General features: G+C 64.8%; 31 protein-coding genes. 9 read left to right on the top strand and 22 right to left on the bottom strand.

Features of this window, described 5'->3' with window-relative positions; all coding sequences use genetic code 11:
- Positions 1 to 2: 2 nt before the first annotated feature.
- Positions 3 to 1,367: an MFS transporter gene (locus ACVOKO_RS14825; RefSeq protein ID WP_346499664.1), complete on the bottom strand. Its 1,365-nt coding sequence runs from the start codon at positions 1,365 to 1,367 to the stop codon at positions 3 to 5.
- Positions 1,368 to 1,441: 74 nt separating this feature from the next.
- On the opposite strand from ACVOKO_RS14825, the gene soxR reads away from it, so the two are divergent.
- Positions 1,442 to 1,876, top strand: a complete 435-nt coding sequence (gene soxR, locus ACVOKO_RS14820; protein ID WP_346499663.1) for a redox-sensitive transcriptional activator SoxR — start codon at positions 1,442 to 1,444, stop codon at positions 1,874 to 1,876.
- A gap of 77 nt (positions 1,877 to 1,953) precedes the next feature.
- Here the strand turns inward: soxR and ACVOKO_RS14815 are convergent, their stop codons facing one another.
- The 5 genes from ACVOKO_RS14815 to ACVOKO_RS14795 all read right to left on the bottom strand — a co-directional run bounded on the left by ACVOKO_RS14815 (position 1,954) and on the right by ACVOKO_RS14795 (position 6,257).
- Positions 1,954 to 2,361 (bottom strand): hypothetical protein, encoded by a 408-nt coding sequence (locus tag ACVOKO_RS14815; RefSeq protein ID WP_346499662.1) that lies wholly within the window; start codon positions 2,359 to 2,361, stop codon positions 1,954 to 1,956.
- Between the two features lie 81 nt (positions 2,362 to 2,442).
- Positions 2,443 to 3,843: a phosphatase domain-containing putative toxin gene (locus ACVOKO_RS14810; RefSeq protein WP_346499661.1), complete on the bottom strand. Its 1,401-nt coding sequence runs from the start codon at positions 3,841 to 3,843 to the stop codon at positions 2,443 to 2,445.
- 265 nt (positions 3,844 to 4,108) lie between these two features.
- Positions 4,109 to 4,486 (bottom strand): DUF4426 domain-containing protein, encoded by a 378-nt coding sequence (locus ACVOKO_RS14805; RefSeq protein ID WP_346499660.1) that lies wholly within the window; start codon positions 4,484 to 4,486, stop codon positions 4,109 to 4,111.
- Between the two features lie 228 nt (positions 4,487 to 4,714).
- Entirely contained in the window at positions 4,715 to 5,575 is an 861-nt protein-coding gene (gene proC, locus ACVOKO_RS14800) for a pyrroline-5-carboxylate reductase (protein WP_346499659.1), read from the bottom strand.
- 19 nt (positions 5,576 to 5,594) lie between these two features.
- Positions 5,595 to 6,257 (bottom strand): YggS family pyridoxal phosphate-dependent enzyme, encoded by a 663-nt coding sequence (locus tag ACVOKO_RS14795; protein WP_346499658.1) that lies wholly within the window; start codon positions 6,255 to 6,257, stop codon positions 5,595 to 5,597.
- Between the two features lie 95 nt (positions 6,258 to 6,352).
- Here ACVOKO_RS14795 and ACVOKO_RS14790 point away from each other — a divergent pair, with 95 nt between their 5' ends.
- Positions 6,353 to 7,390 (top strand): type IV pilus twitching motility protein PilT, encoded by a 1,038-nt coding sequence (locus tag ACVOKO_RS14790; protein WP_057628910.1) that lies wholly within the window; start codon positions 6,353 to 6,355, stop codon positions 7,388 to 7,390.
- Positions 7,391 to 7,511: 121 nt separating this feature from the next.
- Positions 7,512 to 8,642, top strand: coding sequence for a PilT/PilU family type 4a pilus ATPase (locus ACVOKO_RS14785; protein ID WP_346499657.1), 1,131 nt, complete (start codon positions 7,512 to 7,514; stop codon positions 8,640 to 8,642).
- 270 nt (positions 8,643 to 8,912) lie between these two features.
- Here ACVOKO_RS14785 and ACVOKO_RS14780 read toward each other — a convergent pair whose 3' ends face one another.
- Positions 8,913 to 9,449 carry a DNA-3-methyladenine glycosylase I gene (locus tag ACVOKO_RS14780; protein WP_346499656.1) on the bottom strand — a complete coding sequence of 179 codons (537 nt, stop codon included), beginning with the start codon at positions 9,447 to 9,449 and terminating at the stop codon, positions 8,913 to 8,915.
- A gap of 77 nt (positions 9,450 to 9,526) precedes the next feature.
- Between ACVOKO_RS14780 and ACVOKO_RS14775 the strand changes: the two genes are divergently transcribed.
- The 3 genes from ACVOKO_RS14775 to ACVOKO_RS14765 are packed head-to-tail and all read left to right on the top strand — an operon-like array spanning position 9,527 to position 11,521.
- A complete protein-coding gene (locus ACVOKO_RS14775) occupies positions 9,527 to 10,093 on the top strand; it encodes a YqgE/AlgH family protein (protein ID WP_346499655.1) in 567 nt (188 codons plus the stop codon).
- Positions 10,086 to 10,553 (top strand): Holliday junction resolvase RuvX, encoded by a 468-nt coding sequence (gene ruvX, locus ACVOKO_RS14770; protein ID WP_346499654.1) that lies wholly within the window; start codon positions 10,086 to 10,088, stop codon positions 10,551 to 10,553. Before ACVOKO_RS14775 ends, ruvX begins: the two co-directional genes overlap by 8 nt.
- Before the next feature lie 17 nt (positions 10,554 to 10,570).
- Positions 10,571 to 11,521 carry an aspartate carbamoyltransferase catalytic subunit gene (locus ACVOKO_RS14765; protein WP_346499653.1) on the top strand — a complete coding sequence of 317 codons (951 nt, stop codon included), beginning with the start codon at positions 10,571 to 10,573 and terminating at the stop codon, positions 11,519 to 11,521.
- A gap of 196 nt (positions 11,522 to 11,717) precedes the next feature.
- On the opposite strand, the gene ACVOKO_RS14760 is transcribed toward ACVOKO_RS14765, so the two are convergent.
- The 15 genes from ACVOKO_RS14760 to ACVOKO_RS14690 all read right to left on the bottom strand — a co-directional run bounded on the left by ACVOKO_RS14760 (position 11,718) and on the right by ACVOKO_RS14690 (position 23,669).
- On the bottom strand, positions 11,718 to 11,981 hold the full coding sequence (locus ACVOKO_RS14760) for a hypothetical protein (RefSeq protein WP_346499652.1): 264 nt from the start codon (positions 11,979 to 11,981) through the stop codon (positions 11,718 to 11,720).
- Positions 11,982 to 12,103: 122 nt separating this feature from the next.
- On the bottom strand, positions 12,104 to 13,465 hold the full coding sequence (mgtE, locus tag ACVOKO_RS14755; RefSeq protein WP_346499651.1) for a magnesium transporter: 1,362 nt from the start codon (positions 13,463 to 13,465) through the stop codon (positions 12,104 to 12,106).
- 131 nt (positions 13,466 to 13,596) lie between these two features.
- Positions 13,597 to 15,315, bottom strand: coding sequence for a phosphoenolpyruvate--protein phosphotransferase (ptsP, locus tag ACVOKO_RS14750; RefSeq protein WP_346499650.1), 1,719 nt, complete (start codon positions 15,313 to 15,315; stop codon positions 13,597 to 13,599).
- Positions 15,316 to 15,364: 49 nt separating this feature from the next.
- Entirely contained in the window at positions 15,365 to 15,634 is a 270-nt protein-coding gene (locus tag ACVOKO_RS14745; RefSeq protein WP_057628900.1) for an HPr family phosphocarrier protein, read from the bottom strand.
- Positions 15,627 to 16,019 (bottom strand): PTS sugar transporter subunit IIA, encoded by a 393-nt coding sequence (locus ACVOKO_RS14740; RefSeq protein ID WP_057628899.1) that lies wholly within the window; start codon positions 16,017 to 16,019, stop codon positions 15,627 to 15,629. The genes ACVOKO_RS14745 and ACVOKO_RS14740 overlap by 8 nt, the downstream gene beginning before the upstream one ends.
- A 98-nt stretch (positions 16,020 to 16,117) precedes the next feature.
- Positions 16,118 to 16,996, bottom strand: coding sequence for an RNase adapter RapZ (rapZ, locus tag ACVOKO_RS14735; RefSeq protein WP_346499649.1), 879 nt, complete (start codon positions 16,994 to 16,996; stop codon positions 16,118 to 16,120).
- A complete protein-coding gene (gene hprK, locus ACVOKO_RS14730) occupies positions 16,993 to 17,943 on the bottom strand; it encodes an HPr(Ser) kinase/phosphatase (protein ID WP_346499648.1) in 951 nt (316 codons plus the stop codon). The genes rapZ and hprK overlap by 4 nt, the downstream gene beginning before the upstream one ends.
- The gene (locus ACVOKO_RS14725; protein ID WP_346499647.1) at positions 17,940 to 18,392 is read right to left on the bottom strand and encodes a PTS sugar transporter subunit IIA; all 453 of its coding nucleotides are present in this window, start codon (positions 18,390 to 18,392) and stop codon (positions 17,940 to 17,942) included. Before ACVOKO_RS14725 ends, hprK begins: the two co-directional genes overlap by 4 nt.
- A 25-nt stretch (positions 18,393 to 18,417) precedes the next feature.
- Positions 18,418 to 18,732: a ribosome hibernation-promoting factor, HPF/YfiA family gene (gene hpf, locus ACVOKO_RS14720; RefSeq protein ID WP_282267862.1), complete on the bottom strand. Its 315-nt coding sequence runs from the start codon at positions 18,730 to 18,732 to the stop codon at positions 18,418 to 18,420.
- 59 nt (positions 18,733 to 18,791) lie between these two features.
- Positions 18,792 to 20,225, bottom strand: a complete 1,434-nt coding sequence (locus tag ACVOKO_RS14715) for an RNA polymerase factor sigma-54 (protein ID WP_346499646.1) — start codon at positions 20,223 to 20,225, stop codon at positions 18,792 to 18,794.
- Between the two features lie 41 nt (positions 20,226 to 20,266).
- Positions 20,267 to 20,986: an LPS export ABC transporter ATP-binding protein gene (gene lptB / locus ACVOKO_RS14710; RefSeq protein WP_346499645.1), complete on the bottom strand. Its 720-nt coding sequence runs from the start codon at positions 20,984 to 20,986 to the stop codon at positions 20,267 to 20,269.
- Positions 20,986 to 21,516 carry a lipopolysaccharide transport periplasmic protein LptA gene (lptA, locus tag ACVOKO_RS14705; RefSeq protein ID WP_346499644.1) on the bottom strand — a complete coding sequence of 177 codons (531 nt, stop codon included), beginning with the start codon at positions 21,514 to 21,516 and terminating at the stop codon, positions 20,986 to 20,988. Before lptA ends, lptB begins: the two co-directional genes overlap by 1 nt.
- Positions 21,494 to 22,060 (bottom strand): LPS export ABC transporter periplasmic protein LptC, encoded by a 567-nt coding sequence (lptC, locus tag ACVOKO_RS14700; protein WP_346499643.1) that lies wholly within the window; start codon positions 22,058 to 22,060, stop codon positions 21,494 to 21,496. Before lptC ends, lptA begins: the two co-directional genes overlap by 23 nt.
- Positions 22,060 to 22,605, bottom strand: coding sequence for a KdsC family phosphatase (locus tag ACVOKO_RS14695; protein WP_346499642.1), 546 nt, complete (start codon positions 22,603 to 22,605; stop codon positions 22,060 to 22,062). The genes lptC and ACVOKO_RS14695 overlap by 1 nt, the downstream gene beginning before the upstream one ends.
- 62 nt (positions 22,606 to 22,667) lie before the next feature.
- Positions 22,668 to 23,669 carry a KpsF/GutQ family sugar-phosphate isomerase gene (locus tag ACVOKO_RS14690; protein ID WP_346499641.1) on the bottom strand — a complete coding sequence of 334 codons (1,002 nt, stop codon included), beginning with the start codon at positions 23,667 to 23,669 and terminating at the stop codon, positions 22,668 to 22,670.
- 52 nt (positions 23,670 to 23,721) lie between these two features.
- Between ACVOKO_RS14690 and ACVOKO_RS14685 the strand changes: the two genes are divergently transcribed.
- Genes ACVOKO_RS14685 through ACVOKO_RS14675 form a run of 3 tightly spaced genes read left to right on the top strand, consistent with a single transcriptional unit; the run spans position 23,722 to position 25,571 of the window.
- Entirely contained in the window at positions 23,722 to 23,952 is a 231-nt protein-coding gene (locus tag ACVOKO_RS14685; protein ID WP_296251001.1) for a BolA family protein, read from the top strand.
- A 39-nt stretch (positions 23,953 to 23,991) separates the two neighbouring features.
- Positions 23,992 to 25,266 carry a UDP-N-acetylglucosamine 1-carboxyvinyltransferase gene (murA, locus tag ACVOKO_RS14680; RefSeq protein ID WP_057628887.1) on the top strand — a complete coding sequence of 425 codons (1,275 nt, stop codon included), beginning with the start codon at positions 23,992 to 23,994 and terminating at the stop codon, positions 25,264 to 25,266.
- Positions 25,263 to 25,571, top strand: coding sequence for an EF-hand domain-containing protein (locus ACVOKO_RS14675; RefSeq protein WP_346499640.1), 309 nt, complete (start codon positions 25,263 to 25,265; stop codon positions 25,569 to 25,571). Before murA ends, ACVOKO_RS14675 begins: the two co-directional genes overlap by 4 nt.
- Positions 25,572 to 25,643 lie beyond the last annotated feature (72 nt).

Below are 25,643 nucleotides of genomic sequence, written 5' to 3'. Positions count from 1 at the left end.
ACTCAGCCGATGCGGCGGCTGACCTGGGTTGCCAGCGCTGCCAACAGCAGCGTCACCACGAAGCACAGCAGGTAGCCGGTGGTTTCATTGCCGCCCACCATCGCGGCGAACAGCGAGCCGGAGATCGCCAGCGTCGAGGCCACTGCGACACCTTCGCTCAACTGCAGGGCGGAACTGTTGCTGCCCTGTTCGTGTGGCGCCGACAAGGACAGCGTCAACACCGACAGGCTGGGATAGATCAGACCCATGCCCAGCCCGGTCAGCGACCAACCCGCCAAGGCCACTGCCAGCGGAACGCTGGGGTAGAGGGTAAGCACGCTGATCAGCAGGCCGGCCAACATCAGCCAGGTTCCGGTCTGCAGCATGCGCAGGCGGCTCCAGCCGAAGTGCTGATGGCCTTGCAGCCACGAGCCGGAGAACCAGCCCAGTGCGCCCAGGCTGAGTGCGGCACCGGCCCACAGCGGCGACAGGTCGCGCTCACGCTGCAGCAGCAATGGCAGGAAGGCCTCACAGCCGAAGAATGCCGAGGCGGCGATACCGCGCAGCGCGATGACGCTGGGCAAACCGGGGCGCAACAACAAGGTGCCGGGCGGCAGCAGCTTGCGGCTGCAGAACAACAGCGCCAGCAAGGCCGCTGTCATTGCCAACAATGCCGGCGCACCCTGCAGTTGTCCGCCTACGTACAGCAGCAGCGCGGCCAACGCGGCACCGACTGCCCAGCGCACCACGGGCGCCTGCGCGACGTCGCGGCGGATGCTGTTGTGGGTGCTGCGCAGCGCCGGCAACAGCAGCCAGGCAGCAGGCAGGGCCAGCACCGGCACGCTGAGAAAGACCCAACGCCAACTCGCATGCTGCACGATCAAGCCGCTCAGGCCGGGGCCGATCAGCGAGGGCACCACCCAGCCGGCCGAGAATGCGGCAAATACCTTGGGCCGCAACACCTCCGGGTAGGTGCGCGCCACCAGCACGTACAGCGATACCGAGATGGCACCGATGCCAATGCCCTGCAACAGGCGGCCGACGATCAGCACGTCCATGCGCGGCGCCAGGCCGGCCAGCACCAGCCCGATCAGGAAGCTGCCCATTCCCAGCCACAAGGGTTTTGCCGGGCCTTGCTGGTCGCACAGGCGGCCGGCCAGCGTCATGCCGATCACGCTGGTGGCCAGGGCACCCCCAAACGCCAATGCGTACAGGCGCAGGCCGTCCAATGCCTGTGCCACGCTGGGCATTGCCGCAGCCACGGCCAGGGCTTCGAAGGCGATCAGCGAGATCAACGCGACCATGCCGATGGTGGTGGCGCGGTACTGCGGGGCGAGGATCGAGGTGGCGGCCTGATCTGCCGATGTAGTGCTGCTGGATGAACTCATGATGCGGATTTGCTGCTTGAGTTGCTGTCGGGGGGCGTGCAGCATCACACCTCAACCATGGTTGAGGTCAACTGATGTCCACGCGGGAACTGAGTGTAGGGGAAGTGGCCCAGCGCAGCGGAATTGCGATATCGGCGCTGCACTTCTACGAGCGCAAGGGGCTGATCCAGAGCCAGCGCACGGCGGGCAACCAGCGTCGCTTCCAGAGTGACGTGCTGCGTCGCCTGGCGGTGATCCAGGCTGCGCAGCGGGTTGGCATGCCCTTGCAGGCGGTGGCGCGGCGGCTGGCGGAACTGCCGGAAGGGCGTGCGCCGAGCAAGGCTGAGTGGGCCAGGATGTCCGCGCGTTGGCGCAAGGAGCTGGATGCGCACATCAAGGTGCTGCAGTTCATGCGTGACCAGCTCAGCGATTGCATCGGCTGCGGCTGTCTGTCACTCAAGCGCTGCGGCCTGCTGAATCCGCAGGATGTGCTCGGTGAGCAAGGCGAAGGCCCACAACGGGTGGGCTAGGCCGGCAAGCTGCTGGGCATCCGGCGGACACACCAGCAGCGTTTTCGGTCGGGGCCAGTTTGCCTGGCCCGGATGAATCAGATTTCTGCTTCGATCAGCGGCATGGCCATGCGCGAGCGGGTCAGCGCCATGCCCAGGTTGGCGGTGCGGCGGCAGACGAAGACCATCACGTAATCCGGGTAGCGCTTGCCGCGCATGAAGATGTGGATCAGGTTTTCACTGTTGACGATGATTTCCTGGAAGTAATGCGCGCCTTCCTGATCTTCCAGGCCGCGTGCGCGGCGGAACATCTGCTCGATGCTGCGGATGTTCGGGCCTTGGTACAGATCGGCGGTGGCGGCAGCCACCAGGTCCAGCACTTCACGCGGATGCGAATCAATGGTGCGCACCGACAGCAGCATGCCGGAGCTGATGTCGACGTAGCCGGCGGCCACGCATTCGGGAATGGAGGCGACGGATTGTTGCAGGGTGCTGTCCAGGGACATGGGGGATCCTTGCGGAAGGGGGAGGAAAAGGAAAAGCGATGCCCGCAGGCCGCGTTGCGGCCCGGCATCAGCACAAGGGGGTCAATCGCAGGCGCGGATCAGCAGGTTTTCTTCCAGCGCATGCAGCAGGTCTTCCTGCTCCTGCGACTGCACGAAACCCGGGTCCAGGGTGCGCAGGCGACGCAGCGCCTCATCGGCGGTCAACCCTTCGCGGATCAACCAGGCGGCCAGCACCAGGCCGGTGCGGCCAAGCCCGGCCAGGCAATGCACGGCAACCACTTCGCCTTCGCGCAGCATCACCTCGATCTTGGCCAGCAGTAGCTTGGCCCATAGCAGCGGCGGTGCGCCGCGGTCGACGATGCCCAGGTGATAGCTGCGCAGGCCGTAGGGCGCCAACCGCTCGGCCGGCATCTCGCGCTCGGTCAGGTTGACCAGCACGGTGACGCCCATGCCGCGCAGCAGGGCCAGATCGTGCTCGATGGCGAATACAACGCCGGGCATCGGGCAACCGGCGAGCTTGCCCGGCACCAGCCAATGGAAACCGTTGGGGCCGCGCCGTGACGGCGTGGTGGACAGGCGTACCGGTGCCGGCAGCGGGCGCGGTGCAGCTGCTTCTGCCGCATGCATGGCGCGCAGGCCTGCGCTATTGGCAATGAGCGCTGCAGGCTTGGGCGCGGGGACGACGACGCCTTCGGCCAGTTCTTCGGCACGCGCATCCGGCGCCGGTACGTGGCAGCTGCCGGTGCGCAGGAACTGCGCCAGCACCGGGTGCTGCATGCTGTTGGCAAAGAAGGCGTCCACCGGCGCATCGACCTGCACGCGGCCGCCTGCCAGCAGGATCACCCGCGATGCGAGACGACGCGCCTGACCTTGGTGGTGCAGGCTGACCACGCAGGTGTGCTCGGCAGCCAGACGCTCGATCAGTTTGAGCACGGCTTCGGCGTCGGCCGGTTCCAGTTCACTGGTCGGCTCATCGATCAACAGCAGCGCGCTGCCACTGAAGGCCGCGCGCAGGATGGCGACTTGCCGGGCCAGCCCGCGTGGCAGATCGATCACCCGCTGTTGCAGACGCGCGGCAATTGCCGTCGCTCCCAATGCCTGCAGCCGTGCGTCGACTTCTTCGCGCAGTGCCTGTGGCTTGTTGCCCGCGTGTGGACGCAGTGCAGCGCTGAGGTTTTCCAGCACGCTGAAACCCAGCTCGCGTGCGTGTTGTTGCACCAGCACCGGTGGCTGGGTTGCGTTAGCCAGTGGCTCGCCCTGGAACAGCAATGTGCCCCAGCGCTCGCCGTGTGCGGCGACGTGGCCGGACAGGGCCTGCAGCAATGACGACTTGCCGGTACCGCCTGGGCCCATCAGCACCACGATGCCGGGACCGTTGATGCTCAGATCGATGGAAGCCAGCACCGTGCGATGGCCACGGCTCATGCCCCAGCCTTGCAGCTGCAGCAACGGAGAGGAGGAGTTGTGGACGGGCAAGGACATCACTTTGTCCGACGCAAGCCACATTTCTGGGACGGGCGCGGAATTGGAAAGGCCGCCAGTATCGGTTGCATCACTTACATGTCAATTTGACTTTGCGATGTGCATGGACACAGCACAGCAACACCGCAGGCTGCAATGTGAGGTTGACTGCACGGTCATATCGAGTTGATTGGGAAAGGAAATGCGCGCTTTATTGCGGGTGTTTCCGCAGGCAAATGCAGCGTTGAAACAACAAACAGGACGATGCTTATTGTTTCAGCGTGATTCAGAAATTCCGCTCGAAACGCACGTTTCCCGCACCTGCGTCTGCACTGACCTGCAGATCCACGCGCAGCTGATCGCGTGGATGTGCATCGAGCACGCCGATCAGATCGGTATAAGGACCGGTACGTACCGCACGCAAGTCAATCTGCTGACGCTTGCCGGAAAGATCGGTGGCGGTCGCTTGCACCTTGCCATCGGCCGGCAGCTCCTCGCCTTGTGCAAGGTGTCGTAGTGCGATCACCAGCAGTGCGCGGTTGGCTTCACGCTGCACCTGGTAGCTGCGCGCCACGGCGTCATTCATCGCCAGCGTTGGTAGCAGGTTGTAGTGCACGCGCAGATTGCCGAGGTCGGCGTGGCTGGGCTGCGATTGTTGGATCACCGCCGCTTGCGGTGCTTGTTGTGCGGAGCAGGCGGCGAGGGTGAGTAGGAGGGCGGAGGACAGCATTAGGGCGAACCGGTGCATGGTGTTGGTGTCCTTGGGCTGTGTTGGTGGCTGCGTTCCAAGTGCAAAAGAGCTGCAAGGCTGCGCCTTGTCCCTCTCCCCAACCCCTCTCCCTTTGTGGGAGAGGGGCTTGGCGATACGTGCGATTGAAAGAATCCTTGTTGCTCAATCGTTCGCTGCAGATAGCTCCTTGCCACGCTTGGCCGCCGCATCGATGGCTTTCGCTGTCAGCGCTTCAAAGCCACCGGCCTGGAAGGTTTCGATGGCCGCCTGCGTTGTGCCGCCCGGGGAGGTCACGCGGCGGCGCAGTTCGGCCGGCGCTTCGCCGGCTTCGGTCAGCATGCGGGCGGCGCCTAGTACGGTGTCCAGCACCAGCGTGCGTGCGGCCTCGGCTGGCAAACCTTGTTCCAGTGCTGCTGCTTCCATCGCTTCGGCCAGCAGGAATACATAGGCCGGGCCGCTGCCGGAGACCGCGGTCACCGCATCCATCAGGGCTTCGCTTTCGATCCACACCGTGCGGCCGGCGCTGGCCAGTACCTGCTCGGTCTGCGCGCGCTGCGCGGCGGACGCGCGAGGGTTGGCAAACAGGCCGGTGACGCCGGCACCGAGCAGGGCAGGGGTGTTGGGCATGGCGCGGACGATGGCCTGGTTGCCGCCCAGCCAGCGCTCCAACTGCGCGGCGGTGATGCCGGCAGCGATCGAGGCGACCACCGGCTGCCTGGCGGCAGCAATGCTGGCCAGCGCCTCGCAGACGGTTCGCATCACCTGCGGCTTGACCGCCATCAGCCACAGCCCGGCATGGCCGGCGGCGGCTTCGGCCGCGTTGTAGGTATGCACGCCGAAGTCCTGCGCCAGCGCGTCACGCAGGGCAGCGACCGGCTCGGCCACATGGATGCGGCTGGCGGCCATGCCGCGCCGCAGCAGGCCGGCGATCAGGCTGCGGGCCATGTTGCCGCCGCCGATGAAGGCGACATCAGTGTCGGGGAGCTGGGTGTCGGGAAGCTCTGCGTGCTGGTTGCTGGTCATCAATCCAATCTCGGTGCGATCAAGGGGAAGGGCGCTGGCCGAACAGCGCGGTGCCGACTCTGACCATGGTCGAGCCGGCGGCGATGGCCTCGGCGAAGTCACTGCTCATGCCCATCGAAAGTGTATCGACCTGCGGGTAGTCCGCGGCCAGGCCGGTAAACAGCACCTGCATCCGCGCGAACGCGGCCTGGCGCTTGCTCGCTTCCGGGAACGGTGCGGGGATTGCCATCAGCCCGCGCAGGCACAGCCGCGGCTCGTTGGCGATGGCCCCGGCCAGCCCGGCAATCTGCCCGGGGGAACAGCCGTGCTTGCTGTCCTCGTCATCGATGTTGACCTGGATCAGCACGTTGAGGGGGGGCAAAGCGGCCGGGCGGTGGCGGGCCAGGGCGCCGACCAGCTTGGCCCGGTCCACCGTCTGCACCCAGTCGAAGACCTGTGCGGCCAGTTCGGCCTTGTTGGACTGCAGGTGGCCGATCAGATGCCATTGAAGCCCCAATGCGGCCAGTTCGCCGATCTTGGCCGCAGCTTCCTGCACATAGTTTTCACCGAAGGCGCGCTGTCCTTGCCCGGCAAGGGTGGCCACCGCGGTGGCCGGCTGCAGCTTGGAAACGGCCAGCAGGCGGACCGGGTGGGAGGGGCCGGAAGCCGCCTCGATCTGCTGCCGGAGGGTGGCCAAAGACACGGTTTGCAAAGCATCAACCTCTTACGTGGGAAGGCTATACTGCCCGCCAGGGGAAACACCTTACAGATACTCGCAACGCAGGGGACAGAGCGCGTATGGATATCGCTGAACTATTGGCGTTCTCGGTCAAGAACAAGGCCTCGGACTTACACCTTTCCGCCGGCCTGCCGCCGATGATCCGCGTGGACGGTGACGTCCGCCGCATCAATATCCCGGCGCTGGACCACAAACAAGTGCATGCGCTGGTGTACGACATCATGTCGGACAAGCAGCGTCGTGACTACGAAGAGTTCCTCGAGGTCGATTTCTCGTTCGAGATTCCCTCGCTGGCGCGCTTCCGTGTCAATGCGTTCAACCAGAACCGCGGCGCCGGTGCGGTGTTCCGTACCATTCCCTCGGAAGTGCTGACGCTGGAAGACCTGGCGTGCCCGCCGATCTTCCGTGAGCTGATCGAGCAGCCGCAGGGTCTGATCCTGGTCACCGGCCCGACCGGTTCGGGCAAGTCGACCACGCTGGCGGCGATGATCGACCACATCAACAAGAACGAATACGGTCACATCCTCACCGTCGAGGACCCGATCGAATTCGTGCACACCTCGCAGAAGTGCCTGATCAACCAGCGCGAAGTGCACCGCGATACGCACGGCTTCAACGAAGCATTGCGTTCGGCATTGCGTGAAGACCCGGACATCATCCTGGTCGGCGAATTGCGTGACCTGGAAACCATCCGCCTGGCACTGACCGCGGCCGAAACCGGCCACTTGGTGTTCGGCACGCTGCACACCAGCTCGGCCGCCAAGACCATCGACCGTATCGTCGACGTGTTCCCGGCCGGTGAAAAGCCGATGGTGCGCTCGATGCTGTCCGAGTCGCTGCGCGCGGTCATCTCGCAGGCGCTGCTCAAGCGCGTGGGCGGCGGCCGTATTGCCTCGCATGAAATCATGGTGGCCACGCCGGCCATCCGTAACCTGATCCGCGAAGACAAGGTGGCGCAGATGTACTCGGCCATCCAGACCGGCCAGCAGGTGGGCATGCAGACCCTGGATCAGAATCTGCAGGATCTGGTCAAGCGCAGCCTGATCACGCGCAACCAGGCCAAGGAATACGCCAAGGACAAGCGTCTGTTCGAGTAATGCCGGCCATGCCGGCACAGCTTATTCGAGATTGGATATTGGCCAAGGCGGGATATCGGCAGGAACGGAGCGCAAGCCCCGTTCCTGAGCCCCGGATCCCGGCTCCTACAGGGAACTTCCCATGAGTACTATCGACTTCACCTCGTTCCTCAAGCTGATGGCGCACCAGAAGGCGTCGGATCTTTTCATCACCGCCGGCATGCCGCCGTCGATGAAGGTCAACGGCAAGCTGTCGCCGATCACCCAGACACCGCTGACGGCGCAGCAGAGCCGCGACATGGTGCTCAACGTGATGACGCCGGCGCAGCGCGAAGAGTTCGAAAAAACCCACGAATGCAACTTCGCCATCGGCGTGTCCGGCGTGGGCCGCTTCCGTGTGAGCTGCTTCTACCAGCGCAACCAGGTGGGCATGGTGCTGCGTCGTATCGAGACGCGCATTCCCACCGTCGAAGAGCTGAGCCTGCCGCCGGTGATCAAGACGCTGGCCATGACCAAGCGCGGCATCATCCTGTTTGTCGGTGCCACCGGTACCGGTAAGTCGACCTCGCTGGCGGCGATGATCGGCTACCGCAACCAGAACTCCACCGGCCACATCATCACCATCGAAGACCCGATCGAATTCGTGCACAAGCATGAAGGCTGCATCATCACCCAGCGTGAAGTGGGGATCGATACCGACAGCTGGGAAGCGGCGCTGAAGAACACCCTGCGGCAGGCGCCGGACGTGATCATGATCGGCGAAATCCGTACCCGCGAAGGCATGGACCATGCCGTCGCGTTCGCCGAAACCGGCCACCTGGTGCTGGCAACGCTGCACGCCAACAACGCCAACCAGGCGATGGACCGCATCATCAACTTCTTCCCGGAAGACCGCCGCAACCAGTTGCTGATGGACTTGTCGTTGAACCTGAAGGGCGTGGTCGCACAGCAGCTGGTGCCCAGCCCGGACGGCAAGAGCCGCCGTGTGGCGATGGAAATCCTGCTGGGCACACCGCTGGTGCAGGACTACATCCGCGACGGCGAAGTGCACAAGCTCAAGGAAGTGATGAAGGACTCGGTGCAGCTGGGCATGAAGACCTTCGACCAGAGCCTGTTCGAGCTGTACCAGGCCGGCGAGATCAGCTACGACGACGCCTTGCGTTACGCCGATTCGCAGAACGAAGTGCGCCTGCGCATCAAGCTGTCGCAGGGCGGCGACGCCAAGACCTTGTCGCAGGGCCTGGACGGCGTGGAGATTGCCGAGGTTCGCTGATTCTGGCGGACGTGCCGGTTTGAAGAGCCGCTCCCTTTGGGGGCGGCTTTTTTGTTGGGGTTGCGGGGGAGATCAAGATCAAGATCAACGGCACCCCTCCCGAACCCTCCCCTTCGCCATGCGAAAGGGAGGGGCCAGAGCAGAGCCAAAGCCAAAGCCGGCGCCGCTCTTCCCCCCTCCCTTTCGCGCAGCGAAGGGGAGGGCCGGGGAGGGGTGCAGTTGCCGTTGCTCCAGCTCTCGCCCCGCCTCAAACCTCAAACTACAAGACCCCTAACGCCCCATCCAGGCCGGCCCAATCGCCGCAATCCGCACCATCACCGGGCAGTCCTCCCGGTGCGCGCCCGGCAGGTATCCCAGGCTCATCAGGAATTCGCCGGTGATCTCGCCACCGGTGAAACGAAAGGTCTTCTTGAACAACTTCACCCACTCCGCCTTGGTCAGCGGATGGTGCGCATCCAGCCATTGAGCAAAGCCACCGTGCGACGCACGCAGGCCCTGGATCACCTGCGCGTTATGGATCGCGGCCAGCACCTTGAGACGGTTGCGGATGATGCTGGCGTCGGCCATCAGGCGGGCGATATCGGCGTCGCCGTAGGCGGCCACCGCATCCACGTCAAACCCGCTGTACGCAGTGCGGAAACCTTCGCGCTTGCGCAGGATGGTTTCCCAGCTCAAACCGGCCTGGTTGATCTCCAGCAGCAGGCGCTCGAAGAGCTCGTGTTCGTCCCGCTGCGGGAAGCCATACTCGTTCTCGTGGTAGGGCCCATGCACGGGGTGGCCCGGGGCGATATCACAGTAGTAGCTCATGGGCATCTCCGCGTTAAGGGAACCCGGATTATCACCGCTACGAAGCGTCCGGCGGCCGCAGCCGGTAGAATGCGCACATGTCTGCGTTGTCGCCACCTCTATCCAATCACCTGCTGGTGGCGCTGCCATCGCTGGTCGACCCACTGTTCGCCCGTAGCGTGGCGTTGATCTGCCAGCACGATGACAACGGCGCGATGGGCGTCGTCGTCAACCAGGCTTCCGATTTCACCTTGGGCGACGTGTTCGCGCAGATGGAAATCGATACCGACGATGGCGACCTGCGCGCCGTGCCGGTGCTCAATGGCGGCCCGGTCAACACCGAGCGCGGTTTCGTCATCCATGACGATGCCCGCGCATGGGATTCCAGCCTGAAAGTGGCCGACGGCCTGTACCTGACCACCTCCCGCGACATTCTCGAAGCCATGGCCCGTGGCGAAGGCCCTCGCAATGCGCTGGTCACTCTCGGCTGTGCCGGCTGGAGCCAGGGGCAGCTGGAACAGGAACTGGCCGACAACAGCTGGCTGACCGTGCCGGCCGATGCCGCCGTATTGTTCGAAACCCCTTTGGACGAGCGCTGGCAGCTTGCCGGCTCGCGGATTGGTGTGGATCTGTTCCTGGTCACCGGGTACAGCGGCCGTGCCTGAGCCCAGCGCACTTTCCACCAGCAGCACGGTACTCGGCTTCGACGTTGGCTCACGCCGCATCGGCGTTGCCATCGGCAGTTCGCTGGGCGTGGGCGCACGCGCCCTTGCTGTGATCGATGTACATGCCAATGGCCCGGACTGGGCTGCGCTGGATCGCCTGCACAAGGAATGGCGGCCGCAGGGCATGATCGTCGGCGATCCGCTCACCCTGGAAGGCGACGACCAGCCCAACCGAAAGCGCGCGCATGCCTTTGCCAGGCAGCTGCAGCAGCGCTACAAGGTGCCGGTATTGCTGGTGGATGAGCGTTCCAGCTCGGTCGAGGCCGCGCAGCGCTTTGCCGTGGAGCGTGCCGAAGGCCGCAAGCGCCGCCGCGATGCCGCCAATCTCGATGCCGTGGCTGCCGCCGTCATCATCGAGCGCTGGTTGTCCGCGCCACACGAAGCCACCCCTATTTCCTGACTGTCGAAGACCCCGCCATGACCGCTTCGCAACTTGATGCCCAAGGACGCCTGCGCCACCTGCTGACCCTGGATGGGTTGCCCCGCGAAACCCTGCTGCAACTGCTCGACCGCGCCGGTCAGATCCGCGATGCCGCCGTTGGCCGCATCAACAACAAGCGCGCGGTGCTGGCGGGCACGGCGGTATGCACGCTGTTCTTCGAACCTTCCACCCGCACCCGCAGCTCGTTCCAGCTGGCGGCGCAGCGGCTGGGCGCCGATGTACTGAATTTCGATGCATCCACCTCCTCCGCGCGCAAGGGCGAAACCGCCTGCGACACGCTGAAGAACCTTGAGGCGATGGGCGTGCGTGGTTTCATCGTGCGCCACCCGGACGATGGTGCCGTGGCGGAACTGGCCGGCGCCGCTGGCGAGGGCACCGCGCTGATCAATGCCGGCGATGGCCGCAGCGCCCATCCCACCCAGGGCCTGCTCGACATGCTGACCCTGCGTCAGGCCAAGGGCAGCGATTTTTCCAAGCTCAAAGTGGTGATCGTGGGCGACGTGAAGCACTCGCGTGTGGCCCGTACCGATCTGCAGGCGATGCGCACGCTGGGCGTGGGCGAGATCCGCGTATGCGGCCCGCAATCGCTGCTGCCGGACGATGAAACCCTGAAGGGCTGCGTGGTCGGGCAGGATTTCGACGCGATGCTGGAAGGTGTTGATGCGCTGATGATGCTGCGTCTGCAGCGCGAGCGCATGGAAGAAGGGCTGGTGCCTTCGTTGGAGCAGTACCACGCCCAGTACGGCCTCAATGGCGAGCGCCTGCAGCGTGCGGCCAAGGACGCAGCGGTGCTGCACCCGGGCCCGATAAACCGCGGCGTGGAAGTGACCGACGAAGTGGCCGATGGCCCACAGTCCTGGGTATTGCGCCAGGTTGCCAACGGCGTTGCCGTACGCATGGCCGTGCTGGAAACCCTGTTGGGTTGAGTTGACGTTGCCTGTCTCCCTCTCTTGCGCCGAAGGCGTAGGGGAGGGCTGGGGAGGGGTTGGCTGTTGGGCCTTTCCAAGAGTGCCAGCTTCGCGGCTTACGCCGCTCCTACATGACGGTCGGTATTGCTGGTGGAGCCCCTGCCGAGCATGGCTCGGCACTACCGGGCGGATGCTGTTCGCCTGTGACGTGCGGTTAGCCGCGCGGTGCCATTGCCAGAATGGCCAGCTGCTGCTGGGCTTCTTCATTGCCGGCGGCGGCTGCGGCCTGCATCTGGGCAAGGTCGGGGTGTTGTACGACCAGCAGCGGGTACTCGCATTCGGGGCAGGCGTATTCGGTCTGCTCATCGTGCAGTTCCATTTCCATCTGCCGGGAGTTGCCCTTCCATTCGCAGGCGGGGCAGTTGTGCACGTCCTCGCGCCAGCCGGACTGGTAGTAATCGTTGACGGTGATGGTCATGGCAGGGCCTGAAACAAGAGCGGGGAAGTGTAGCCCGGGTAAGCGTGAGCGCACCCGGGAGTTCTTCGCGTAAAGCCCCGGCTGCGCTGACGCTTACCGGGCTGCGGTTGTAGCGGCCGCAATCAGTGCAGCAGCACCAGTGTGGCCAGGCCGAGGAAGGTGAAAAAGCCCATCGAGTCGGTCACGGCGGTCAGGAAGATGCCGCTGGCCAGGGCCGGGTCGAAACCCAGCCGCTTCAGCGTCAATGGCACCAGTACGCCAGCCGATGCGGCAAACAACAGGTTGAAGGTCAGCGCGACGCCGATCACCAGCGACAGCCCCGGCATATGGAACCAGGCCAGCACGATCAGGCCCAGCACCGTGCCCAGCACGATGCCGTTGAGCAGGGCTACGCGCAGCTCCTTCCACAGCAGGGTGCGGGCATTGGAGGCACCCACCTGGCCCAGTGCCAGGCCGCGGATCATCAGCGCCAGCACCTGGGTGCCGGCGTTGCCGCCAAGACCGGCGACGATCGGCATCAGCACCGCCAGCGCCACCAGCTTGTCGATGGTGCCTTCGAAGTGGCCAACCACGCTGGAGGCGAGGAAGGCCGTGCACAGATTGACCGACAGCCACATCAGGCGCCGCCGCATGGCGCGCCAGACCGGGCTGAACAGGTCCTCGTCCTCGTCCAGGCCGGCCGCGCCCAGGGCCTGGTGTTCGGCCTGGCCACGGATGATGTCGACCACGTCATCGATGGTGATGCGGCCGATCAGGATGTTGTTGTCATCCACCACCGGTGCCGAGACCCAGTCATGATCGGAGAACTGGCGGGCCACTTCGTCGGCGCTTTCGCCCACGTCGATGGCCGGCTGTTCGTCGTCGATCAGGCGGTTGATCGGGGTGGTGTCTTCATGGGTGACCAGCGAGGCCAGCGACAGACGGCCCAGGTACTGGTGACGGCGGCTGACCACGAACAGGTGATCGGTGTGGTCGGGCAGTTCGCCGCGCAGGCGCAGATAGCGCAGCACCACATCGACATTGACGTCGGCGCGCACGGTGACCACATCCGGGTTCATCAAGCGGCCGGCGGTGTCTTCCGGGTAGGACAGCACCTGCTCCAGCCGCTCGCGGTTCTCGCGGTCCATCGACTTGAGCACTTCGTCGATGACGGTGTCGGGCAGGTCCTCGACCAGATCGGCAAGATCGTCGATGTCCAGGTCTTCGACCGCGGCGATGATCTCGTCCGCGTCCATGTCCGCCAGCAGGCTTTCGCGCACGTCTTCGCCGACGTGCACCAGCACCTCGCCGTCGTCCTCGGCATCCACCAGCCCCCACACCACTTCACGCTTGCCCGGCGGCAACGACTCCAGCAGGTTGCCGATCTCGGCCGGCGAGAGCGTGTTGACCAGGCGGCGCACCGGCCCCAGGCGGCCGCTGTCCAATGCATCGGAAAGCAGGCGCAGCTGGCGTGCGGTCTTGTCGTGGCGTACGGCTTCAGCCATGCGCAGCTCCCGGTATGGTGATGGCCGCAGTCCGTGGCGGGTGAGCGCCATCGGCGGTGTTTAGCCCGCCATTATCACGTGCGGCGCGCGGGCTTGCATATAACCGGCGCTGCCGGATTTTGTTGCCGGACTCAACTGCCGGCGTTGGTGGTGATCCAGCGTTCGATACCACGGCGGTCGCGTGCAGCCAACAACTGCGGCGCCTGCTGGCGCAGCGCGCCAAGGTCCACCTCGCGGATGGCGCGACGGACTTCCAGCAAGGTGGCCGGGTGCAGACTGAACTCGGTCAGCCCCAAGGCTAGCAGCAAGGCTGTCATGCGCGCGTCACCGGCCATTTCACCGCATACCGCCACCGGTGTGTCGTGCCGCTGTGCGGTTTCGATCACCTGCCGCAACAGCCACAGCACTGCTGGATGCAGCGGCGAATACAGCTCGGCCACCGCGTCGTTGTTGCGGTCGGCGGCCAGCAGGTACTGGACCAGATCATTGGTGCCGATCGACAGGAAGTCGACCTGGTCGATGAAGGTTTCCAGTGCAATGGCTGCCGCCGGTACTTCGATCATCGCCCCGACGGGAATGTTCTCGGCCACTTCATGGCCGTCATTGCGCAGGATCGCAGCCAGCCGCGACAGCCGCCGGCGCACGCTCATGATTTCCTCGCGGGTAGTCAGCATCGGGATCAGGATGCGCAGCGGACCATAGCCGGAGGCGCGCAGGATGGCGCGCAACTGGGTATCGGACACCTTGGGCCGGGCCAGCGACAGGCGCACGCCGCGCAGGCCCAGCGCAGGGTTTTCCTCGCTGCTCAGTACCAGCCCGGTGCGATCGGCCTTGTCCGCGCCCAGGTCCAGGGTACGGATGGTGACCGGGCGCCCGCTCATGCCCAGCACGGTGTCGCGGTAGACGTGGAACTGTTCTTCTTCGTCAGGCAGCTGGTTGCGCTGCATGAACAGGAATTCGGTGCGGTACAGGCCCAGCCCACGGGCGCCCAGTGCATGCGCCTGGGCAACGTCGTCATGGGACTCGGCGTTGGCCAGCAGGGTGATCTCGGCGCCATCTAGGGTGCGGGTAGGCTTGGCCCGCAGGCGGCCGAGTTCACGTTGCTCGCGCGCCAGTTCGCGTTGGCGCAGGCGGTATTGGCGCAGGTCGTCGGGGCCGGGATCGACCACGATCTCGCCACTGCCGCCGTCCAGGATCAGTACGTCGCCATCGCTGACTTTCTGCAGCACCGCGTTGGCGGCCACCACCAGCGGCATATGCAGGCTGCGGGCGAGGATGGCGCTGTGCGAAAGCACGCTGCCGGCGCTGCTGACGATGCCGACCACGCCCTGCGACTGCAGCTGCGCCAGTTCCGAGGGCGCGACGTTCTCGCAGACCAGGATTTCGCCGGCCAGGCCTTTCATGGTGGTGGTGCGTTTATGCAGGAAGGACTGGATGCGGCCGATCACATGGTCCAGATCGTCCATCCGGCTTTTCAGGTAGGCGTCTTCCATGCCTTCGAAAACCTGCGCTAGCCGGTCGCGCTGGGTACGCAGGGCGTGGCTGGCGCTGTAGCGCTTGCTGCGCACCAGCTCATCCAGTGCGGCCAGCAGCTCGGGGTCGTCGAGCAGCATGGCGTGCAGCTCGAGGAACTCGCCCACTTCCGCGGGCAGGGCGCCCTGCAGGCGGGTACGCAGCTCGCGCATTTCCTGGCGCGCCGCATCGGTGGCGCGGTGCAGGCGTTCGAGTTCGTGTTCCACCGCGTTGGCGGCGACGCGTTTTTCGCCGATATCCTGCACGTGTGGCAGGCGCACACGGGCACGGCCCAGCGCCGAGCCACGGGAAGCGGGCAGGCCCAGTAGACGGTTCACCGCTGCCGGCTCCGTACGTTGGCTGCCCCCGCGTGCGCGGCGTTGCGCATCAGTTGTCCTCGTCGAAACGACGCTCGAACAGGGCGGCTACCGCCTCCAGTGCTGCGGCTTCGTCCTCGCCGTCGACCCGCACCGTGACCGGTGTGCCCTGGGCGGCGGCCAGCAACATCACGCCCATGATGCTTTTGGCGTTGACCTCGCGGCCCTTGGCCACCAGCGTTGCATTGGCGCGGAAGCCGGACAGTACCTGCACCAGCTTGGCGGTGGCACGGGCATGCAGGCCCAGCCGGTTGGAAACCATGAGTTCTTGTTCAAGCATCGTCGGTGATGACTCCATTGCGAGCGCCCGCCGCCGCAGTGGCGGGCAGTTGGTCCAATCCCTGTTCCGGATAGTTCATTACCCGCAGCAACATCGCCAGACTCAAACCCGATACACGCCGCGTGGGAGTACCCAGGCGGGCCAGCTGGCCGGCAAGATTGCTGGGGCTGGCGCCGTACAGATCGGTCAATATCAACACGCCACCATCGCCTTCAACCCGGCGCATCGCCGCCGAAGCGGCGGGCAGCAGGGCATCCAGGTCGGCGTCGAAAGGCACTTCGAACGCTTCGGTTTTCAGCGGCAGGTGCCGCAACAGGGTGGTCGCCACTTCCAGCAAGGAAGTGCCGATACCGGTGTGAGTTACAAGGAGAATGCCGCAGGTCATCCCTGAACGTTAACAGGTCAGGCCAAGTCCGCGATAGCGTCTAAAACTGTCTTCTGTGTGCCATTCAGCGCAGGCCTGCCGATCGCCTGTATTGGCTTTCAATCCTGCTCGCGGTGGAAGGTGGCCACGTCCTGCCAACCGCGCTCGCGGGCATGCCGGGCCAGCCGTTCGGCCAGGTAGACCGAGCGATGTTTGCCGCCGGTGCAGCCGAAGGCGACGGTGACATAGCTGCGGGTTTCGCTGCCCAGCTTGGGCAGCCAGGTATCGAGCAGATCCTGCAGCTGGGTGACGTAACGAATCACGTCGGGTTGAGCGTCCAGGTACTCGCGCACCTCGCGGTCGCGGCCGGTCAGCGAGCGCAGTTCGGGGTCCCAATGCGGATTGGGCAATACCCGCGCGTCGAAGACGAAATCCGCCTCGGCCGGCACGCCGCGCTTGTAGGCGAAGGATTCGAACAGCAGCGACAGCTTGTTCTCGTGGCTGAGCGCGAAATCGGTGATGACCCGGCGCCGCAGCTGGTGGACGTTGAGACGCGTGGTGTCGATGACTGCATCGGCTTCGCGGCGCAGTGGCGCGGTCAACTCGCGTTCGCGGGTGATGGCTTCGGGTAACGACAGGCCCAGATGGCTGAGCGGGTGGCGGCGGCGGGTATCGGCGTAACGGGCCAGCAAGGTGTCATCGTCGGCTTCGAAGAACAGCAGGCGCGCGTCGATGCCGTAATCAAGCGCGGTCTTGCGCCAGGTGCTCAATTGGCTGAGGTCGCTGCGGCCGCGTACATCGATGCCGACAACCAGCCGTCTGGGGCTGTTTTCGTCGCGTTCGCCAAGCACGCCGCGCACGAACTCGGGCAGCAGGCTTACCGGGATGTTGTCCGAGCAGTAGTAGTCCAGGTCTTCAAAGGTCTTCAACGCGACCGATTTGCCCGAGCCGGACAAGCCGCTGACGATGATCAGTACCGATGCAGGCTGTGTACTCATTGACTACGTTGCTCCAGCAGGTTGCTATGGCGGGCGATGAACATCGCCGCCGGGTCGATGCCCTTGGTGCGCAGGATGTGCAGACGGGTGGCCGCCTCGGTGAGCACTGCCAGATTGCGCCCGGGCATCACCGGCAGGGTGATCAGCGGCACGTCCAGGTCCAGCACATGACGCTTGCCCGAATCGCCGGTCAGGCGTTCATAGCCGTAGCTGCTGGGTTCGGTCATGGGCTTGGTCAGGTGCACGATCAGGCGAAGGTACTTGTTCTTCTTTACAGACGTATCACCAAACATCTGCCGCACATTCAGCACGCCCAGGCCGCGGACTTCCAGCAGGTCCTGCAGCAGCTCCGGGCAGGTGCCGTCGAGCACGTCCGGGGCGATCTGGGTGAACTCGGGGGCGTCATCGGCGACCAGCCGGTGGCCGCGCGACAGCAGCTCCAGTGCCAGCTCGCTCTTGCCGGAACCGGCTTCGCCGGTGATCAGCACGCCGATGGAGTAGATCTCCATGAATACGCCGTGCAGGATGACCCGCGGCGCCAGCGTGCGGGCCAGGTGGTAGCTGAGGTGGTTGAGCAGCTCGTGGCCGCGTCGCGGCGAGACCCACAACGGGGTCTGCGATTCGTCGGCGGCCGAGCGCAGGTCTTCCGGGCAGCCATGGCTTTTGGTGATGACCAGCGCCAGCGGCCGCGCCTGGATGATGCGTTCGATCACTTCCCAGCGCTGCCGCGCATCCAGCGAATCGAGCCAGGTCAGCTCCTCGGTGCCGAGGATCTGCACTTTGTTGGGATAGATGGTGTTGAGGTAGCCGGCTAGTGAGGGCCGCCGCGAGACGGTGTTGCCCGCCTCCAGTTCACGTTGCGCGCCGGCATGGCCGGCGACCCAGCGCAGATCGAGCTTTTCGCGCTGCTGGTCGAACAGTTCCTGGGCGGTGATGCTGGTATTCATCCGCTGCGCGCCTGTTCCGGGTGGGTGATGATGTGTTTGAGGGCCTGTGCGTCCGGGGCAACGCGCAGCGCCTGGCGGATGTCGGCGTCGGAGAAGATCTCCGCCAGCTCCGACAGCAGCATCAGGTGTTGGTGGGTGTAATGCGCAGGTACCGCCATCGCGAAGACCAGATCCACCGGTTCATCGCCGCCGAAATCCACTGGCTCCTGCAGCCGCAGCAGTGCGCCGCGGGGGGCCTGCAAGGTCTCCGAGCGCCCATGTGGGATGGCGATGCCGTGGCCAATGGCCGTGCTGCCAACGTTTTCACGCTCGCGCAGGCTGAGGAAGAGGCTGTCAGCGCCGGCCTCGCGGCAGGCAAGCAGGCGGGAGGCAGCAATCAGGGTGCTGTCTCGATCAGCGACCGCGAGTACCTGGGTACTCACGGCCGCCATCAGGTCGGTCAACGGCATGTTGGCTTACGGCTGGGTATAAAGATCAGCCATTGTCGCGCAGAGCATGTGATGCGTGGGGAAGATGCTTTTCCTTGTGCTTTATGACCAGCCGGTCGAGCTTGTCGGCCAGTACGTCGATGGCTGCGTACATGGTAGGTTCGGCAGCATCAGCGTGCAGGGTGCGCCCGGGTAGATTCACCGTGGCAACGACGAGGTAGTCAGGCTTGCGGGTGGACAACTGGACGCGGACTTCGCAGTGCTGGTCGAAGTGCCGACCCAGCCGTTCCAGCTTTGTTTCCACGTATTCCTTCAGGGCAGGCGTGACTTCAACTTGCTGGCCATACGTCTCGATACGCATCGGATTCCTCCTGTGGTTCGGGGTTGCCTAGATGAACCCTGCGCTGCTCAACGAATGCTTCAGGCGATGCGGACGCGTTCGTGAGAGGCACAGATGTTCATGGCCTCACGATACTTCGCAACGGTGCGCCGCGCTACCGGTATGCCACTGGTTTTGAGCATTTCAGCCAGCTTGGCGTCAGAAAGCGGTTTGCGCGGGTTTTCCGCATCGATCAGATTGCGGATCATCGACTGGATGGCAGTGCTGGAGGCCTCACCACCGCCTTCGGTATCGATGCCGGAGGCAAAGAACGCACGCAGCGGCAGGGTGCCGCGCGGGGTACGCACGTATTTGCGGGCGATGGCGCGCGAAATGGTGGATTCGTGCAGTTCCAGTTCGCCAGCGATTTCACGCAGCGTTAGCGGACGCAGGGCCTGTTCGCCGAATTCCAGAAAGCCGGCCTGGTGATGCAGCAGACTGCTGACTACCCGCAGCAGGGTTTCGCCACGGGCCTGCAGGCTCTTCAGCAGCCAACGCGCTTCCTGCAGCTGTGCGCGCAGGTAGCTGGCATCGGCATCGCCGCAGCGGCGGATCAGTTGTTCGTAGCTTTGGTTGATGACGACCCGTGGCCCGGCGTGCCCGGCCAGTGCGCAGCGCCAGATGCCGCGTTGGCGCCAGACCACGCAGTCGGGCACGACATAGGTGTCTGAGCTCATCTGCCCCAGTTGTTTGCCGGGGCGGGGATCAAGCGAGCGCAGCAGCTGCACCGCTTCTTCCACGTCGGCTACGGACTGTTTGAGTTCCTGGGCGATACCGTTGATGCCGGCGCGCGGAAGCCGCTCCAGCGGGCCGTCGGCAATGCGCCGGGCCAGTGCCAGCGCGGGCGTGTCGGCGGGTAGCGTGTCCAGCTGCAGCGCAAGGCATTCGCCCAGGTTGCGGGCGCCAACGCCGGCCGGATCGAAGCGCTGGATCTGGCGCAGTACCGCCACGATCTCGTCTTCGTCGGCATGGATCTCGGGCAGCAGGGTCTGGGCGATGGCTGACAAGGGCTCGCGCAGATAGCCGTCTTCGTCCAGTGCATCAATCAGGGCCACGCCGATGGCGCGGTCGCAGCTGCCCAGGTGGGTCAGGTGCAGCTGCCACAACAGGTGATCGGCGAGGGTGTCGCCATCTTCGGCCTGCTCGCGCTCACTGTTGCCGTCATCGTCGTCGAACGAGCCCGAGCGCGCGCTGCTCCAGTCTTCGTCGCCGCCATCCCAGTCTTCGCCGTCGGCGTTGATGTCGCCTTGCGCGGGATCTATCGGGGTTTCGTCGCTGGAACTGCTGGACGAGCTGTCGTCGCCATCACCGCCGTCGGTGTTCTCTGCCCATTCCAGCAGTGGATTGGTTTCCACCGCTTCGGTCAGTTCCAGCTCCAGCTCGGTACTGGACATCTGCAGCAAGCGGATGGCCTGACGCAACTGCGGCGTCATGACCAGGCTTTGTCCCATCGATGTCTGCAGCCGAGCTTTCATGCCTGATCCGTCCGGGAAGGGGCCCGACGTGGCGCTGCGGCTCAGAGGGTGAAAGCGTCCCCGAGATAAACACGGCGTACGTCGGTATTTGCCAGCAGATCTTCCGGTGCCCCCTGCGCCAGTACGCTGCCCTCAGCGAGGATATACGCCCGGTCGCAGATTCCCAAGGTTTCGCGCACATTATGGTCGGTGATCAAGACACCGATGCCGCGTTGCTTGAGGTGGGTCACGATGCGCTGGATCTCGCCAACCGAGATCGGGTCGACGCCGGCAAACGGTTCGTCGAGCAGGATCAGGCGCGGTTTTGCCGCCAGTGCACGGGCGATTTCGCAGCGGCGGCGTTCACCACCGGACAGGCTTGCGCCGGCCTGGTCGGCAACGTGGCTGATCTGCAGTTCTTCCAGCAGCGAGGACAGTTCGCGTTCGCGGCTGGCGTTGTCCAGGTCTTCGCGCAGTTCCAGCACCAGACGGATGTTGTCGGCCACGCTGAGCTTGCGGAACACCGACGGTTCCTGCGGCAGGTAACCCACGCCGAGCTTGGCGCGCTCGTACATCGGCTCGTTGGTGAGGTCCTTGCCGTCGAGCATGATGCTGCCGGCATCGGCGGCAACCAGGCCGACGATCATGTAGAAGCAGGTGGTCTTGCCGGCACCGTTGGGGCCGAGCACGCCGACGACTTCGCCGGCATCCAGGGTCAGCCCGAAGTCCTTGACGACTTCGCGGTTCTTGTAGCGTTTGCGCAGGCCTTGGGCAACGAGCATTACTTGGCCTCTCCCGCCGCTGCCGGCGCCTTGGTCTTGGGCTGGATCACGGTGCGCACGCGGGTGCCATCGCCACCGCTCTGCATTGCGCCGCTGCGGGTGTTGTAGACCATGCGCTGGCCGGCATTGGTGCCACGCTCGGATTCAACCTTGTAGTTGCCGGTGAGTACGATGACTTCAGTGGCAACGTTGTAATCCAGGTTGTCTGCGCGGGCATTCATCCAGGTGTTGTCATCCATCTGCTGCTTCAGCGTCGCCTGCTTGCCGACCAGCACGACGCGCTCGGTTTCACCATTTTTCTGGATGACATCGGCGGTATCGGCATGGATTTCCAGGGTGCCCTGGGTGATCACCACGTTGCCGCTGAAACGGCATTTGCCGTTGTCGCCGACCATGTTGCAGTCACTGTTGGTCGAGTCGATGGTCATCGCTTGATTGCGATCGGAAGATTTGGCCCACGCCATGGCAGGCGCGAGCAGCACGGCGAGCAGGGTGATCGACGCGAGCTTAGCGGGCAGCACTGGGTTCATAGCGGGTTTTGACCTGGGAAAGGAGAGAATACTGCTGGGATTTGAGGTTGGCACGGAAACCGACACCGGTCTGCGACAGGCCCGGGCGGGTAAGCGTCACCAGCCCATCCGTACGCGCCAGATCCTGCTCGGTCAACACATCCAGGGCGTCGGTACGGAAGGTGGTGGGCGGGGTCTTGCCGTCCTTCGGGCTGTCGCCGGCGACATTGCCGCGCAGGCGTAGTTCTTCGCCCTTGGGGCTGACCCAGCCGGTATCGGCGCGCAGTTCCCAATGCTGTCCGGCCGCATCGGGTAACAGGAACAAGGGCTTGTCGATGGTCGAGGTCTGGTCGGCACGGCTGCGCGCCATTGACGGTGCGCGCAGGGTGACCGATTCGTGGCCTTCCTTGTCCAGGGTGACGATCTCGAAGTTGGTCAGGGTGAAGTCGGTACTGCCTTCCTCCACCGTGGTGGGCACGGTGGAGGCGCGGTTGCGCCATGCCGACCAGCCACTGAGCAGTGCCGCCAGCAGCAGGCCGAGACCAAGAATCGAACGCCAACTCATCAGGAAAACCTCGCCAGAACCGCGTCCAGTTTGCCCTGCGCGGCCAGCAATACGTCACAAAGCTCGCGCGCTGCACCACGGCCGCCCTGGGCACGGGTCTGCCAATGCACGCGCTCGGCGATCCACGGGTGCGCATCGGCCGGTGCCACCGCCAGGCCAACCGCACACAGCGGTGCCAGGTCGGGCAGGTCATCGCCCATGAAGGCGACCTGGTCCAAGCCGATGCCATGCTGCTCGCACAGGGCGCGCACGCTGGCCAGCTTGTCGCCCACTGCAATCTGCGTATCGATGCCCAGGTCCGCGCCGCGGCGCTGCGCCGACAAGCTGTTGCGGGCGGTGATCAGTACCGGGTGGATGCCATGCTGCTGCAGCAGTTTCAGGCCCAGCCCGTCCTGCACGTAGTAAGCCTTGCTCTCGTTGCCGGCGTGGTCATAGAACAGCCGGCCGTCGGTCAGGGTGCCATCCACGTCGAAGCAGGCCAGGCGGATGGCGCTGGCAGTGGCGTGCAGATTGGCGGGGAAAAGCGCGAGCGGCGAGTAGGGCATTGGTAGGCAGTATCCGTTGCGGCAGGTCGGGCCGTGGCCCGAGACCATTGATTGTGCGGGGTTTAAACCACTTTTGCCCGCAACAGGTCATGAATGTTCAGGGCGCCGACGGGGTGGTTGTCGCCGTCGACCACGATCAAACCATTGATCTTGTGGGTTTCCAGCAGGCGCGCGGCCTCGGCGGCCAGCTGATCGGCGCCGATGGTACGCGGGTTGCGGGTCATCACCTGGGCAATGCTGGCGGTGCGTACGTCCAGATCGGTGTCCAAGGCGCGGCGCAGATCGCCATCGGTGAACAGGCCCACCAGCTTGCCCTGGGCGTCGACCACGGCGGTCATGCCCAGCCGCTTGCGGCTCATTTCCATCAAGGCCGCGCTGAGGCTGGCATCGTCGCTGACGCTGGGCAGTTCTTCGCCGGAATGCATCACATCGGTGATGTGCAGCAGCAGGCGCCGGCCCAGGCTGCCGGCCGGGTGCGAGCGGGCAAAATCATCGGCGGTGAAGCCGCGTGCATCCAGCAGAGCCACGGCCAGCGCGTCGCCCATCGCCAAGGAGGCGGTGGTGCTGGAGGTTGGGGCCAGTGCCAAGGGGCAGGCTTCATGGTCCACGTTCACGTCCAGATGCACGTCGGCGGCCATTGCCAGGCTCGATTGCGGCCGGCCGGTCATGGAAATCAGCGGGTTGCCCTGGCGCTTGAACACCGGCAGCAGGGTCAGCACCTCGTCCGATTCACCGGAATAGGACAGCGCCAATACCACGTCATCTTCGGTGATCATGCCCAGATCGCCATGCCCGGCTTCGCCCGGGTGCACATAGAACGATGGCGTGCCGGTGGAGGCCAGGGTAGCGGCGATCTTGCGCGCGATATGCCCGGATTTGCCCATGCCGGTGGTGACCACGCGGCCGCGCGAGGCCAGTACCAGGCGGCAGGCGGCGGCGAATTCGGCGCCGATGCGGCCACCCACCCGGTCCAGCTCGTCGCGCTCGATCTCGAACACACGGTGACCACTGGCCACCAGATCGGCGTCGCGCAATGTATCCAGGGAAAGCGGGGAAGCAGCCATACGGATGCCACTCGGATAGTAGAATGGGGGTTCATTTTATTAGGAAAGCGCTTTGGACGCCGAGACCATCCGAAATCTGATCGAAGCCGGCCTGCCGGGCGCCCGCGCCGACGTGCAGGGCGACGACGGGGTGCACTTCGAGGCCACGGTGGTCTGTGAGGCATTTGCCGGCAAGATGCCGTTGGCGCGCCACCGCATGGTGTATGCGACGCTGGGCGACCTGATGGGCGGGGCAATCCACGCCTTGGCGCTGAAAACCATTACTCCGGGTGAAGCCGGCTGAGCCGGCGCACTCTCTTTTCCTTATACCGGCCTTAAATCCATGGCGAAAATCGTAGTCACCGGCGGCAATGCGCTGAACGGTGAGGTTCATATCTCCGGCGCCAAGAACGCCGTCCTGCCGATCCTGTGCGCAACCTTGCTGGCCGATGCGCCGGTGGAAATCACCAACGTGCCGCATCTGCACGACGTGATCACCACCGTGAAGCTGCTCGGCGAGCTGGGCGCCAAGGTCACCATCGACCAGGGCACGCTGTCGCGCGGCAGCGCGGTGGTGGTCGACCCGCGTACCGTTGATCAGCATGTCGCACCGTATGAGCTGGTCAAGACCATGCGCGCCTCGATCCTGGTGCTGGGCCCGTTGCTGGCCAAGTTCGGCAAGGCCGAAGTGTCGCTGCCGGGTGGTTGCGCCATCGGTTCGCGTCCGGTTGACCAGCACATCAAGGGCCTGCAGGCGCTGGGTGCGGAAATCAGTGTCGAGAACGGCTTCATCAAGGCCCACGTCGATGGGCGCCTGAAGGGCGGCCGCTATACCTTCGACATGGTCAGCGTCACCGGCACTGAAAACGTGCTGATGGCCGCTGTGCTGGCTGACGGCACCACGGTGCTGGAAAACGCCGCGATGGAGCCGGAAGTAGCCGATCTGGCGCATTGCCTGATTGCCCTGGGTGCGAAGATCGAAGGCGTCGGCAGTGCACGTCTGGTCATCGAAGGCGTCGAGCGCCTGCACGGTGGCCGTCACGCGGTGCTGCCGGATCGCATCGAAACCGGCACGTTCCTGGTGGCGGCGGCGATGAGCGGCGGTCGCGTCACGGTGCGCAATGCGCGCCCGGACACGATGGACGCAGTGCTGCACAAACTGACCGAAGCCGGCGCTGAAATCAGCACCACCGAGGACAGCATCACCCTGGACATGCACGGCAAGCGGCCCAAGGCGGTGAACATCACCACCGCGCCGCACCCGGCATTCCCGACCGACATGCAGGCACAGTTCATGGCCATGAACTGCGTGGCCGATGGTGTGGGCGTGATCAAGGAAACCATCTTTGAGAACCGCTTCATGCACGTCAACGAGCTGCTGCGGCTGGGTGCGGACATCCAGATCGAAGGCCATACCGCGATTATCCGTGGCGTTGAAAAGCTCAGCGGTGCACCGGTGATGGCGACCGACCTGCGCGCATCGGCCTGCTTGATCCTGGCCGGCCTGGTGGCGGCTGACGAGACCAGCATCGACCGCATCTACCACCTTGATCGTGGCTACGAAAACATTGAGGAAAAGCTCAGTGGGCTCGGTGCCAACGTGCGGCGGATCGCGTGATCCTCAAGGGCCGTTTCACCCCGCGTCGCAAGGCCCTGCTGGGCCTGGTGCTGCTGGCCCTGGCCTGGTTGGGCTGGGGCTGGTACAGCGGCGTGGCCATCACCAAGGGCGTTGAAAAGGAACAGATGGACTGGAATGGCGATGGCCAAGTCAGTCGTGACGAGTTCCTGCAGGCGTTCTATGCGGTGCAGTTGAAGGACAGTGAAGAGGGTGATCGCCAGTGCCGCAGTTTCATCTGGCGCAGCACGGGCGAAGAATTCCGCCGCGATTGCCGCACGGTTTTCAAGAAGCCGGCAGCGGAATAATCGCAGCGCCACTGTAGTGCCGAGCCATGCTCGGCAGGGGCGTTGCCGGTAGAGCCCGTTGCCGAGCATGGC

The sequence above is a fragment of the Stenotrophomonas sp. STEN240 genome, assembly GCF_056756175.1.
The sequence above is the reverse complement of the archived record's forward strand: the minus strand, read 5'-3'. Positions and strand labels throughout refer to the sequence as shown.

Excerpts from the sequence above, each read along its gene's own strand:
- ACVOKO_RS14725 (WP_346499647.1), bottom strand. The coding sequence starts at position 18,392 with ATGCCGTTGACCGACCTGATGGCGGCCGTGAGTACCCAGGTACTCGCG.
- ACVOKO_RS14695 (WP_346499642.1), bottom strand. The coding sequence starts at position 22,605 with ATGCCCTACTCGCCGCTCGCGCTTTTCCCCGCCAATCTGCACGCCACT.
- ACVOKO_RS14740 (WP_057628899.1), bottom strand. The coding sequence starts at position 16,019 with ATGACCTGCGGCATTCTCCTTGTAACTCACACCGGTATCGGCACTTCC.
- lptA (WP_346499644.1), bottom strand. The coding sequence starts at position 21,516 with ATGAACCCAGTGCTGCCCGCTAAGCTCGCGTCGATCACCCTGCTCGCC.
- ACVOKO_RS14760 (WP_346499652.1), bottom strand. The coding sequence starts at position 11,981 with ATGACCATCACCGTCAACGATTACTACCAGTCCGGCTGGCGCGAGGAC.
- lptC (WP_346499643.1), bottom strand. The coding sequence starts at position 22,060 with ATGAGTTGGCGTTCGATTCTTGGTCTCGGCCTGCTGCTGGCGGCACTG.
- ACVOKO_RS14815 (WP_346499662.1), bottom strand. The coding sequence starts at position 2,361 with ATGTCCCTGGACAGCACCCTGCAACAATCCGTCGCCTCCATTCCCGAA.
- rapZ (WP_346499649.1), bottom strand. The coding sequence starts at position 16,996 with ATGAGTACACAGCCTGCATCGGTACTGATCATCGTCAGCGGCTTGTCC.
- ACVOKO_RS14690 (WP_346499641.1), bottom strand. The coding sequence starts at position 23,669 with ATGGCTGCTTCCCCGCTTTCCCTGGATACATTGCGCGACGCCGATCTG.
- ACVOKO_RS14790 (WP_057628910.1), top strand. The coding sequence starts at position 6,353 with ATGGATATCGCTGAACTATTGGCGTTCTCGGTCAAGAACAAGGCCTCG.
- ACVOKO_RS14715 (WP_346499646.1), bottom strand. The coding sequence starts at position 20,225 with ATGAAAGCTCGGCTGCAGACATCGATGGGACAAAGCCTGGTCATGACG.
- proC (WP_346499659.1), bottom strand. The coding sequence starts at position 5,575 with ATGACCAGCAACCAGCACGCAGAGCTTCCCGACACCCAGCTCCCCGAC.
- ACVOKO_RS14780 (WP_346499656.1), bottom strand. The coding sequence starts at position 9,449 with ATGAGCTACTACTGTGATATCGCCCCGGGCCACCCCGTGCATGGGCCC.
- ACVOKO_RS14825 (WP_346499664.1), bottom strand. The coding sequence starts at position 1,367 with ATGAGTTCATCCAGCAGCACTACATCGGCAGATCAGGCCGCCACCTCG.
- ACVOKO_RS14785 (WP_346499657.1), top strand. The coding sequence starts at position 7,512 with ATGAGTACTATCGACTTCACCTCGTTCCTCAAGCTGATGGCGCACCAG.
- hprK (WP_346499648.1), bottom strand. The coding sequence starts at position 17,943 with ATGAATACCAGCATCACCGCCCAGGAACTGTTCGACCAGCAGCGCGAA.
- ACVOKO_RS14810 (WP_346499661.1), bottom strand. The coding sequence starts at position 3,843 with ATGTCCTTGCCCGTCCACAACTCCTCCTCTCCGTTGCTGCAGCTGCAA.
- hpf (WP_282267862.1), bottom strand. The coding sequence starts at position 18,732 with ATGCGTATCGAGACGTATGGCCAGCAAGTTGAAGTCACGCCTGCCCTG.
- mgtE (WP_346499651.1), bottom strand. The coding sequence starts at position 13,465 with ATGGCTGAAGCCGTACGCCACGACAAGACCGCACGCCAGCTGCGCCTG.
- ACVOKO_RS14745 (WP_057628900.1), bottom strand. The coding sequence starts at position 15,634 with ATGCTTGAACAAGAACTCATGGTTTCCAACCGGCTGGGCCTGCATGCC.
- ACVOKO_RS14765 (WP_346499653.1), top strand. The coding sequence starts at position 10,571 with ATGACCGCTTCGCAACTTGATGCCCAAGGACGCCTGCGCCACCTGCTG.
- lptB (WP_346499645.1), bottom strand. The coding sequence starts at position 20,986 with ATGCTCGTTGCCCAAGGCCTGCGCAAACGCTACAAGAACCGCGAAGTC.
- murA (WP_057628887.1), top strand. The coding sequence starts at position 23,992 with ATGGCGAAAATCGTAGTCACCGGCGGCAATGCGCTGAACGGTGAGGTT.
- soxR (WP_346499663.1), top strand. The coding sequence starts at position 1,442 with ATGTCCACGCGGGAACTGAGTGTAGGGGAAGTGGCCCAGCGCAGCGGA.
- ACVOKO_RS14775 (WP_346499655.1), top strand. The coding sequence starts at position 9,527 with ATGTCTGCGTTGTCGCCACCTCTATCCAATCACCTGCTGGTGGCGCTG.